Raw genomic sequence first — 11,455 nt, forward strand, 5'->3', positions numbered from 1 at the left:
TTCTTTCCTTCGCGAATTAGGCTTGTCCAGCAGCAGCGGCGACGACCTGCTTCGCTGCGTCTTCCATCGTATCGGCCGAGATGATCGGCAGGCCGGAATCGGCCAGCATCTTCTTGCCCAGGTCTTCGTTGGTGCCCTTCATGCGGACGACCAGCGGCACCTGCAGCGAGACGGCCTTCGAGGCGGTGATCACGCCTTCGGCGATCACGTCGCAGCGCATGATGCCGCCGAAGATATTGACCAGGATGGCTTTCAGGCCCGGGTTCTTCAGCATGATCTTGAAGGCTTCGGTGACCTTCTCCGCGGTCGCACCGCCGCCCACGTCCAGGAAGTTGGCCGGCTCGCCGCCGAACAGCTTGATGGTGTCCATGGTGGCCATGGCCAGGCCGGCGCCGTTCACCAGGCAGCCGATGTTGCCGTCCAGCGAGATGTAGGCCAGGTCGAATTTCGAGGCTTCGACTTCGGCCGGATCTTCTTCGTCCAGGTCGCGGTAGGCGACGATTTCCGGGTGACGGAACAGGGCGTTCGAGTCGAAGTTGAACTTGGCGTCCAGGGCGATGACCTTGCCGTCGCCGGTCAGGATCAGCGGGTTGATTTCAGCCAGCGACGCGTCGGTTTCCCAGTAAGCCTGGTACAGGCCTTTCAGGTTGGCGCGGGCGGCTTCGATCGAGCCTTCCGGCACGCCGATCTTGCGGGCGATGTCGTCGGCCTCGGCATCCTGCAGGCCGGCTTTCGGGTCGATCGCGATGCTGTGGATTTTTTCCGGGTTGCTGTGCGCGACTTCTTCGATGTCCATGCCGCCTTCCGACGAAGCCATCAGCACGACTTTCTGGGTGACGCGGTCGGTGACCAGCGACACGTACAGTTCTTTCTTGATGTCGGCGCCTTCTTCGATCAGCAGGCGACGGACTTTCTGGCCTTCCGGACCGGTCTGGTGGGTGACCAGCTGCATGCCCATGATCTGGTTCGCGTATTCGCGCACTTGATCGATCGACTTGGCGACCTTGACGCCGCCGCCCTTGCCGCGACCGCCAGCATGGATCTGTGCCTTGACAACCCAGACCGGGCCACCGAGTTCTTCAGCTGCCTTGACGGCTTCGTCGACCGACATGCACGGAATGCCGCGCGGAACGGTCACTCCGAATTTCCGGAGGATTTCTTTGCCCTGATACTCATGGATCTTCATGCTGGCTTCCCTTCTTCGTTACTGATTAAGTACGGTTGAATAAATAAAAAGCGAGAAATCGCGATACTACCCCGGTACCGCCTTCAAAGCCCAGCGCGGATAATACTTTTCGACGACGGGGCCGTCGAGGCGCAGCGCATGGCAGCGGTCCAGTTCATACGGCCGTTCGGACGCGGTCTCGCCCGGACGGTTGGCCATCTCGTCGTCGGCAAAGGCCTGGATTGCCGCGGTGGGCAGGATTTGCGCGAGTTCGGTCAGGTGGGTGCAGCCGAGGACGCCGGACAGGCGGTCTTTCAGATGCAAACGGAAATGTTTCAGCAGCGACAAGCCGATCAGCTGCTTGTAGGCAGGCGTGATGGCGTCGCAGAAACCGGGATAGGGAACGGCATCGGACGCAGCTTCTGCGTCGACGATGACCATGTCGCGATCGATGGTCACGCGCAGCTTGAGGTCGTGTACCGGCACGTTGGCCGGGCGGCGCCCGGAAGGCAGCTCGATGTCATGCGTCTTGACGTCGCGGATGCACGCGTCGAGGTCCCACATGCCGTCTTCGCGCAGGAACGCTTCGACGGTGATGGCGCGCGTGTGCCTGAGCTGACGCGGAGCTGGTGGAGACAGGGGCATAAACACCAATGCCGGAATGCGGCGAAAAATATTGCAGCCGTTGTGCCTGATGCACGTTGCCGCAGCTTCTACGGCAACAACCGCTCTTGCGGCGCTGCTTAAACCATGAAAGTTTAGCACAGCACGTTGCCGGATGCACCGTCACCGCGGCACTATAAGGGTTTTTACGGAGGGAAGGAGGGAGGAATGTTGCCGTCTACCCCAGAAAAGAGACAGATCACGGCAACTGGCATGAAGCGCAAGCGTGCAGCGTCATGACGCCGTTTGAGGAGTGTGCCCCGGGCGAGCGGCACATCGGCGGATGGCGCTGGACGCTTGCGCTTCGACGTCACAGCATTACTTGCCTGTCATAAACAAAACAACAGGCCAGGTATTCACGGCTCGACGAACACTCAGATATTCATGAGATGAAGATCAGTCATGAAAATCTTCGTCGTCGACATGGCCCTTGAGCGCCGCACGCACAGCGCCCTGGGAAAATCCACGCTGCAGCAGAAAACGCATCTGCTTGCTGCGCTCGGCGGCGTCCTGGGGGACGCGGTCGAACTTGCGGCGCCAGACTTCCCTGGCGCGCGCGACTTCGGTGTCCTTCAGGTTCGCCTTCAATTCGTCGAGGTCGTCGCCCTTCACGCCGTGCTGCTGCAGCTCGGCCAGGACGCGGCTGTTGCCGTAGCGGCCGGCACGCCGGTGCACCAGCGATTCGGCGAACCGCTCCTGGGACAGCCAGTTGTTCCGTTCGAGGAAGTCGAGCAGCGCTTCGACGTCGTCGCCCTCCTCGGCGTAACGGGCCAGTTTGCGTCCCAGTTCGAGACGGCTGTGCTCGCGCGTCGACAGGTACTTCAACGCGCGCGCCTTCAGGCTGAGCGTAGGCTGCCTCATGACGACAGCCTTTCAACCACCACCGTCAGATTACTCGTCGTCGCCGACGGTCGCCGCCTGCGGAGCAGCGTCACCGGCCGGAGCCGGCGGCAGTTCGCGCACGCCCAGGGCGGCACGGACCTTGTTCTCGATCTCGCGTGCCAGTGCCGGACGCTCTTTCAGGTAGACACGTGCATTGTCCTTGCCCTGGCCGATGCGTTCGCCGCCATAGCTGTACCACGAACCCGACTTCTCGACGATCTTGTTGTCCACGCCCAGGTCGATGATCTCGCCTTCGCGCGACGTGCCTTCGCCGTACAGGATGTCGAAGTGCGCTTCCTTGAACGGGGGCGCGATCTTGTTCTTGACGACCTTGACCTTGGTTTCGTTACCGATCACCTCGTCGCCCGACTTGATCGAACCGGTACGGCGGATGTCCATGCGCACGGAGGCGTAGAACTTCAGCGCGTTACCGCCGGTCGTCGTTTCCGGGCTGCCGAACATGACGCCGATCTTCATACGGATCTGGTTGATGAAGATGACCAGGGTGTTCGTACGGTTGATCGATGCGGTCAGCTTGCGCAGCGCCTGCGACATCAGGCGGGCTTGCAGGCCCGGCAGGGAATCGCCCATGTCGCCTTCGATCTCGGCGCGCGGGGTCAGTGCCGCCACCGAGTCGATGACCACGAGGTCGACGCTACCCGAACGCACCAGTGCGTCGGTGATTTCCAGTGCCTGCTCGCCGGTGTCCGGCTGCGAGATCAGCAGTTCGTCCAGCTTGATGCCCAGCTTTTGCGCATAGGTGACGTCCAGCGCGTGCTCGGCGTCGATGAAGGCGCAGGTACCGCCCAGCTTCTGCATCTGGGCAATGGTCTGCAGGGTCAGCGTGGTTTTACCCGACGATTCCGGACCGTAGATTTCCACGATACGGCCGCGCGGCAGGCCGCCGACGCCCAGGGCGATATCCAGGCCCAGCGAGCCGGTGGAGACGGTTTGTACTTCCTCGACGGGGGCATTGGCGTCCATGCGCATGACGGAGCCCTTGCCGAATTGTTTCTCGATTTGCGCGAGGGCTGCCGCCAGCGCCTTGCCCTTCTCAGCTACGTTCAGTGCAGTTTTTTTGTCGTCCATGATATTCATTCAGTCCTAGAGTGAACCAAGATAGGGGCCGCTCGCGCGATTTCAATAGGAAGTACTGTATAAAATCCCAGTGGTTTTGGCAAGGCTTATTTACGCCTCCCGACACATTCGACACGTTGCGAAATATCAAACACAATATGCGCGCAAGCCAGGTCAAACGATCCACGAAGGAGATGCAAGATGCGTATTCTACTCGCCGAAGATGATAGCGTACTGGCCGACGGCCTGACGCGTTCGCTGCGCCAATCCGGCTACGCCATCGATTGCGTCAAGAACGGCCAGGACGCCGACACCGCGCTGTCGACCCAGGAGTTCGACCTGCTGATCCTCGACCTCGGCCTGCCGAAGCTGTCCGGCCTCGACGTACTGCGCCGCCTGCGCGCGCGCGGCTCGCTGCTGCCGGTGCTGATCCTCACCGCCGCCGACTCCATCGAGCAGCGCGTGGGCGGGCTGGACGCCGGCGCCGACGACTACATGCCCAAGCCCTTCGCCCTGTCCGAGCTGGAAGCGCGCGTGCGCGCCCTCACGCGGCGCGGCCAGGGCGGCGGCTCGACCATCGTGCGCCACGGCCCGCTGGTGTACGACCAGGTCGGGCGCAGCGCCACCATCAACGACCAGATGCTGGACCTGTCGGCGCGCGAGCTGGGCCTGCTGGAAATCCTGCTGGCGCGCACCGGCCGCCTGGTCTCCAAGGAGCAGCTGGTCGACCACCTGTGCGAATGGGGCGAGGAAGTGTCGAACAACGCCATCGAGGTCTACGTGCACCGCCTGCGCAAGAAGATCGAGACGGGCGGCATCCGCATCGCCACCGTGCGCGGCCTCGGCTACTGCCTCGAACGCTACGCCGACAGCGCACGCAAGGCCGCCGCCGCGGCCGGCGACCAGTGAGACGGGGCGCGAACGCCATCGCCGGGGACACGGCGGCGCCCGAGCCGCTCTACGTCCCGCCCAAGCCCGAGCCCGAGGAAAGCATCCAGCATTCGCTGTTCGGCGAGATCCTCGACTGGATGCTGGCCCCGCTGCTGCTGCTGTGGCCGATGAGCATCGCCATCACCTACCTGGTGGCGAAGTCGATCGCCAACCAGCCGTTCGACCATGCGCTGGAAGACAGCGTCACCGTGCTCGCCCAGCAGGTCAAGGAGGTCGACGGCAAGGTGGCCGCGCGCCTGCCCGGCACGGCGCGCGACTTCCTGCGCGCCGATGACGTCGACAGCGTCTATTTCCAGATCACGGGCCCGCGCGGCGAAGCCGTCGATGGCGACCGCGACCTGCCGCAGCCGCCGCCGGACGACGCCGAACGCAGCGGCCGCGTGCACTTCCGCAACGAGAACCTGCACGGCACGCCCGTGCGCGTGGCCTATGCCTGGGTCAACCTGCAGCCCCTGGCCGACCCGAAGGTAAAGCCGCGCCTGGCCCTCGTGCAGGTGGCGGAAACGCTCGACAAGCGCGCCCAGCTGGCCAACGAGATCATCAAGGGCGTGATCCTGCCCCAGTTCATCATCCTGCCCGTGATCCTGGCCCTGGTCTGGTTCGCCCTGTCGCGCGGCCTGTCGCCGCTGGCCCAGCTGCAGGAACGGATCCGCGCGCGCCCGTCGGACGACTTGTCGCCCATCGATCCGCGCCAGGTGCCGGAAGAAATCTCTCCGCTGGTCGGCTCGCTGAACGACATGCTGGCGCGCCTGACGCATACCATCGATGCCCAGAAGCGCTTCATCGCCGACGCCGCGCACCAGATGAAGACACCGCTGGCCGGCATGCGCATGCAGTCGGAACTGGCGCTGCGCCAGGTCGACCCGGACGAGATCCACCGCTCGCTGGAGCAGCTGGCGAAGAGTTCGGAATCGGCCACGCGCCTCGTGAACCAGTTGCTGGCGCTGGCGCGCGCCGAGAATCAGCCGCAGGCCGGCGTGGCGCTGGAGCCGCTCGACCTCGGCATGCTCGCGCGCGACGTCGTGCGGGACTGGGTGCCGGCCTCGTTCGCGCACGAGATCGACCTCGGCTACGAGGAGCCGGAGGCGCCCGTCGAGATCGACGGCAGCGCCATGATGCTGCGCGAGCTGCTGTCGAACCTGATCGACAATGCGCTGCGCTACACGCCGGCCGGCGGCAGCGTCACCGTGCGCGTGCGCGCCAGCGGCAACCTGGCGCTGCTGGAAGTCGAGGACACCGGCCCCGGCATCGCCCCGTCCGAACGGCGGCGCGTGTTCGAGCGCTTCTACCGCATCCTCGGCTCCAGCGCGCCCGGCTCCGGCCTGGGCCTGGCGATCGTGCGCGAGATCGCCCGCCAGCACGGCGCCGACATCGAGATCTTCAACAACCCGCGCAGCACGCACAAGAAATTCCCGGGCAGCCTGTTCCGACTGACCTTCCCGCCACTTGCCATGCCTGACCCCGATGTCGACTGACCATTCCGCCCACCTTCCGGCCGATCCGCCCGACCCCGACCTGCAGCGCGCCCGCATCGTCGCCGCCCGCGCCCTGCATTGGGAACGCGCGCGCCGCCTGGTCGCCTGGCTGCTGGCGCTGTGGCTCGCCACCAGCTTCTGCACGGTGTTCTTCGCGCGCGACCTGGCGCACCTGTCGGTGTTCGGCTGGCCGCTGTCGTTCTACCTAGCGGCCCAGGGCGCGTCGCTGATCTACCTGGCGATCATCGGCGCCTACGCCTGGCGCATGCGCATGCTCGACCGCGATTTCGCGCGCCGGCTCGGGGAGGCCGCGTGAACGCGCCCGGAACGCCCGCCCCCAAATCGACGGCGAAGGACGGCACGCGGCGCTATTTCCGCCGCCTGTCGCGCTACTACCTGTGGTTCACGCTGTGCTTCGGCCTGTTCCTGGGGGCGCTGGGCCTCCTCGAGAAAGAAGGCATGCCGCGCCAGTGGATCGGCTACCTGTACATGTTCGCCACCATCGTGCTGTACGCCACCATCGGCGTCGTCAGCCGCACCTCGAACGTGTCCGAATACTATGTCGCGGGCCGAAGGGTGCCCGCCCTGTTCAACGGCATGGCGACGGCCGCCGACTGGATCTCGGCGGCCAGCTTCATCAGCCTGGCCGGCACGCTGTACCTGCACGGTTTCGACGCGCTCGCCTACGTGATGGGCTGGACCGGCGGCTACTGCCTGGTGGCGCTGCTGATCGCGCCCTACCTGCGGCGCTTCGCCCAGTACACGATTCCCGACTTCCTCGCCGTGCGCTACGGCGGCGGGGACGGCAACGGGCGCCGCGGCAACCAGGTGCGCGCGCTGGCGGTGGCCGCCACCATCGTCGTGTCGTTCACCTACGTGGTGGCGCAGATCTATGCGGTGGGCCTGATCGCCTCGCGCTTCACGGGCGTGGATTTCTCGGTCGGCATCTTCCTCGGCCTGGCCAGCATCCTCGTCTGCTCCTTCCTGGGCGGCATGCGCGCCATCACCTGGACCCAGGTGGCGCAGTACATCATCATCCTCGTGGCCTTCCTGATTCCGACGATGTGGCTGTCGGTGAAATTCGCCGGCAACCCGGTGCCGCAGGTCGCCTACGGTTCCGTGCTGCCCAAGCTGGCGCTGCGCGAGGCGCAGCTGGCGATCGACCCGCGCGAGGAAGAGGTGCGCGCCCGGTTCCGCGCCCTTGCCGACGACTACGGCGCCCGCCTGGCGGCGCTGCCGCATTCCTGGGAGGCGGGCAAGGTCGAGGCCCAGCGCCGCCTGGACGCGGTACGCGGCCGCAACGCCTCGCTGGGCGAGATCCGCAATGCCGAGCGCGCGCTGATGGACTATCCGCGCAGCGCCGAGGACGCCGCGCGCACCTGGGCCGAGCTGCGCGCCGCCAACCTGGAGCGCGCCCGCCCGCCCGAACCGCACGCCGAGCCCTTCCCCGGCGACACCCGCGAAGAGTCCGACATCCGCCGCAACAACTTCCTGGCGCTCGTGTTCTGCCTGATGTTCGGCACCGCCGCCCTCCCCCACATCCTGATGCGCGCCTACACCACGCCCTCCGTGCACGAGACGCGCGTGTCCGTGTTCTGGACCCTGTTCTTCATCCTGCTGATCTACCTGACGATGCCGGCGCTGGCCGTGCTGGCCAAGTACGACATCTACACGGCCGTGGTGGGGACGGAGTATTCCTCGCTGCCGACCTGGGTCTCGTACTGGGCCAACGTCGACAAGGCCAATCCGCTCATCAGCATCGTCGACATCAACGGCGACGGCATCGTGCAGCTGGCGGAAATCGCCATCGACGGCGACGTGCTGACGCTGGCCACGCCGGAGATCGGCGGCCTGCCCTACGTGGTCTCGGGCCTGGTGGCGGCCGGCGGTCTGGCGGCGGCGCTGTCGACGGCGGACGGCCTGCTGCTGGCGATCTCGAACGCGCTGTCGCACGACATCTACTTCAAGATCGTCGACCCGGGCGCGTCCACGCAGAAGCGCGTGACGATCTCGAAACTGCTGCTGCTGGCCGTGGCCTTCATCGCCGCCTACGCCGCCTCGCAGAAGCCGGCCGACATCCTGTCGCTGGTGGGCGCCGCGTTCTCGCTGGCCGGCTCGACGATGTTCCCGGCGCTGGTGGCCGGCGTGTTCTGGAAGCGCGCCAACCACGCCGGGGCGGTCGCCGGCATGGCCGCCGGCTTCCTCGTCTGCCTGTACTACATGCTGCACGCGAACCCGATCCTGGGCGGCAGCGCGGATGCGGCCTGGTTCCACATCGCGCCGATCTCGGCGGGGGTGTTCGGGGTGCCGGCGGGGCTGGCGACCCTGGTGGTGGTCAGTTTGCTGACCAAGGCGCCGCCGGCGGCGAGCAGCGGGCTCGTCGATCATATCCGGGCGCCGGAGTGAGCAGCTACCTATTTACCCATGGTAAATGTCGGTAATATTTACACACTCCTTTTGGTTAAATTCCTCCAGTCAAAAAGTTTGATAAAAATCAACTGCTTATAAATTAGGCACGAGATTTGCATTGCACCCCTCCCAAAAATCGCCGTCAGCCCTCCATGCGGATGGGATTGCCACGGCCGACCCAAGCGTCAACCGTTCAGCGTCAACAACAAGGCGTTTTTCCAGGGATGTTTCTTTAACGATGAGGGATGACAATGGCAAATTTCACCGGCACGAGACGGACGGATACCTTCAACGGGACCGATGAGAACGATTACATCGATGGCGGCGGCGGCGTCGATGTACTGAAAGGTGGCGCAGGCAACGACACGATCGTCTACCAGAACGATTCGAACCGTGCCAGCACGCTCGATGGCGGCACCGGCATCGATACCCTGCTCGCCAGGCAGGGCGTGCGCATCGACCTCGCACAATCCAACCAGGACGTGGGCGCGCGCCCTGCCCTGTTGTCCGGATTCGAGAACGTCGATGCGAGCGCGTCAACCGAGGCGGTGACGCTGGCCGGCGCTGACGGCGCCAATGTCTTGCGCGGCGGCAGTGGCGCGGACACGCTGACGGGACGCGGTGGTGCCGACCTGCTGGCCGGTGGCGCCGGCGCCGATGTCTTCGTGTACCAGGCCGCGAGCGATTCCGGCAACGCAACGTGGGACAGCATCGCCGACTTCCAGATCGGCCTGGACAAGATCGACCTGCGCGCCTTCGCCGGCCTGCGCTGGAGCGATGCCGGCCCGATCGCGCGCGGCGTGTGGCAGGAACGCGTGGGCTCCGACGTGCTGGTGCATGCGGATACCGACGGCGACGGCGTGGCCGATCTCAAGATCGAACTGAAGGCCGTCAACGCGTCCGTGGGAAATGCCGATTTCCTCGGCGTGGCCGCTTTCGAGAACAGTCCCCCCATTGCCCGCCCGGACACGGCGACGATCGCCGAGGACGCAGTACCATCCGCGCTGAGCGGCAACGTGCTGCTCAACGACAGCGATGCCGATCCCGGTACCGTGCTGAAGGTCACGCAACCCGGCACGTACGCCGGCGCCTATGGCACGCTGGTGCTGGCCGCCGACGGCAGCTACACCTATACGCTGGACAACGGCAGCGCCGCGGTCCAGGCGCTGCGCGCGGGCGAGACCCGGACCGATGTGTTCGGGTACGGCGCAAGCGACGGCAGCGCCAGCGCGGCCGGTACCCTGACGATTACCGTCGCCGGTGCCAATGATGCCCCGGTCGTCGCAGGCGCGGTGACCCGCGCCGCCGGCGAGGACGGCGCCGCCGTGACGCTGGACGCGCTGGCCCGCGCATCCGACGTCGACGCCGGCACCACGCTGGCCGTCGTCGGCGTCCCGGCCAGCCTGCCAGCCGGCGTCAGCTACGACGCCGCCACCCACAGTTTCACGCTCGACCCATCGCATGCCGCCTACCAGTCGCTGGCCAGTGGCCAGTCGATGACGGTCACGGTCGCCTACGGCGTCTCCGATGGCAGCGCGACCACGGGCGCCAGCGCCTCCTGGTTCGTGACCGGCGCCAACGACGCCCCGGTCGTCAGCGGCAGCGTCGCGGCCAGCGTGTTCGAGGACGATCCGGCGGTGACGCTCGACGCTCTCGCACATGCGTCCGACGTCGATGCGGGCGCGCTGCTCGCGGTGGTGGACGTGCCGGCGAACCTGCCGGCGGGCGTCAGCTACGATGCCGCCACGCACAGCTTCACACTGGATCCATCGCACGCCGCCTACCAGTCGCTGGAACCGGGCCAGACCCAGGTCGTCAGCGTCGTCTACGGCGTTTCCGACGGCAGCGCCGTCGCAGCGGCCTCGGTGGCGTGGACCGTCGCCGGCCGCGCCGACACCCCCGTCAACGTGCCGCCCGTCGTCAGCGGCCCGGTCACGGCAACGGCCGTCGAGGATGGCGCCGGCGTGACGCTGGATGCGCTTGCCAACGCCAGCGACGCCGATGCCGGCACCACGCTGGCCGTGTCGCTGCGCGGCGTCCTGCCGTCCGGCGTTACCTTCGACGCCGCCACCGCCACCTTTACCCTCGATCCGTCGCACCCTGCCTACCAATCGCTGGCCGCGCGTCAGGCGTTCGTCGTCTCGGTCGACTACGACGTGTCGGACGGCAGCGCGGCGACGGTCGCAACCGCGTCCTGGACGATCTCGGGAGCCAACGACGCGCCGGTCGTCGCCGCCGGCGTGCCGGACCGGGTAGTAGAAGGCGGCAAGGCGTTCAGCTACGCGATTCCCGCCTCGGCCTTCTACGACGTCGATGCGGGCACCACGCTGGCATACAGCGCCACGCTGCAGGACGGAGGCGCGCTGCCGTCCTGGCTGCAGTTCGACGTCGCCACCGGGACCTTCAGCGGAACGGCGCCGGCGACGACCAACATTACGCCGTTCGCGCTGACCGTCACCGCCACCGATGGCGCCGGCGCAGTGGTTTCCGACAACTTTGTGTTGAGCGTGGCCGGGGCCATCTACGGTACGCCGCAGGCGGACCAGTTGAATGGCACGGCGTTCGACGACCTCATCTACGGACTGGCGGGCGACGACACGCTGTACGGCAACGGCGGCAACGACCGGCTGGAAAGCGGCGAGGGCAACGACTACTTGTACGGGAGCGAGGGCAACGATGTCCTGATTGGCGGCGCCGGCAACGACTACCTGTCCGACAGCAGCGGCGTCAACGAATGGCATGGCGGCGACGGTGACGACCGCTTCGAACTGAACGTAGCGGCAACCCAGACCGCGATCGACGGCGGCGCCGGCGACGACAGCTTCTACGTCTA

Annotated in this window: 9 protein-coding genes; 5 read left to right on the plus strand and 4 right to left on the minus strand. The window is 66.2% G+C overall.

Features of this window, described 5'->3' with window-relative positions; genetic code table 11:
• Positions 1-16 precede the first annotated feature (16 nt).
• The 4 genes from sucC to recA form a co-directional block, all read right to left on the minus strand.
• A complete protein-coding gene (gene sucC / locus QPK32_RS19925) occupies positions 17-1,186 on the minus strand; it encodes an ADP-forming succinate--CoA ligase subunit beta (RefSeq protein WP_290414539.1) in 1,170 nt (389 codons plus the stop codon).
• Between the two features lie 66 nt (positions 1,187-1,252).
• A complete protein-coding gene (locus QPK32_RS19930) occupies positions 1,253-1,810 on the minus strand; it encodes a DUF2889 domain-containing protein (protein WP_290414540.1) in 558 nt (185 codons plus the stop codon).
• Between the two features lie 414 nt (positions 1,811-2,224).
• Positions 2,225-2,689, minus strand: coding sequence for a recombination regulator RecX (gene recX / locus QPK32_RS19935; RefSeq protein WP_290414541.1), 465 nt, complete (start codon positions 2,687-2,689; stop codon positions 2,225-2,227).
• Positions 2,690-2,719: 30 nt separating this feature from the next.
• Positions 2,720-3,799, minus strand: coding sequence for a recombinase RecA (gene recA, locus QPK32_RS19940; RefSeq protein WP_290414542.1), 1,080 nt, complete (start codon positions 3,797-3,799; stop codon positions 2,720-2,722).
• Positions 3,800-3,988: 189 nt separating this feature from the next.
• On the opposite strand from recA, the gene QPK32_RS19945 reads away from it, so the two are divergent.
• The 5 genes from QPK32_RS19945 to QPK32_RS19965 all read left to right on the plus strand — a co-directional run.
• Positions 3,989-4,696 carry a response regulator transcription factor gene (locus tag QPK32_RS19945; RefSeq protein ID WP_290414543.1) on the plus strand — a complete coding sequence of 236 codons (708 nt, stop codon included), beginning with the start codon at positions 3,989-3,991 and terminating at the stop codon, positions 4,694-4,696.
• Entirely contained in the window at positions 4,693-6,213 is a 1,521-nt protein-coding gene (locus tag QPK32_RS19950; protein ID WP_290414544.1) for a sensor histidine kinase N-terminal domain-containing protein, read from the plus strand. The genes QPK32_RS19945 and QPK32_RS19950 overlap by 4 nt, the downstream gene beginning before the upstream one ends.
• Positions 6,203-6,529, plus strand: a complete 327-nt coding sequence (locus QPK32_RS19955) for a DUF4212 domain-containing protein (protein ID WP_290414545.1) — start codon at positions 6,203-6,205, stop codon at positions 6,527-6,529. Before QPK32_RS19950 ends, QPK32_RS19955 begins: the two co-directional genes overlap by 11 nt.
• Positions 6,526-8,619 carry a sodium:solute symporter family protein gene (locus QPK32_RS19960; protein ID WP_290414546.1) on the plus strand — a complete coding sequence of 698 codons (2,094 nt, stop codon included), beginning with the start codon at positions 6,526-6,528 and terminating at the stop codon, positions 8,617-8,619. The genes QPK32_RS19955 and QPK32_RS19960 overlap by 4 nt, the downstream gene beginning before the upstream one ends.
• A 254-nt stretch (positions 8,620-8,873) precedes the next feature.
• Positions 8,874-11,455, plus strand: a 2,582-nt coding sequence (locus QPK32_RS19965) for a VCBS domain-containing protein (RefSeq protein ID WP_290414547.1), incomplete at its 3' end; no start/stop codon positions are given.

Origin of the sequence: Massilia sp. YIM B02763 (genome assembly GCF_030412015.1) — a bacterium.
Classification (GTDB): Bacteria; Pseudomonadota; Gammaproteobacteria; order Burkholderiales; family Burkholderiaceae_D; genus Telluria.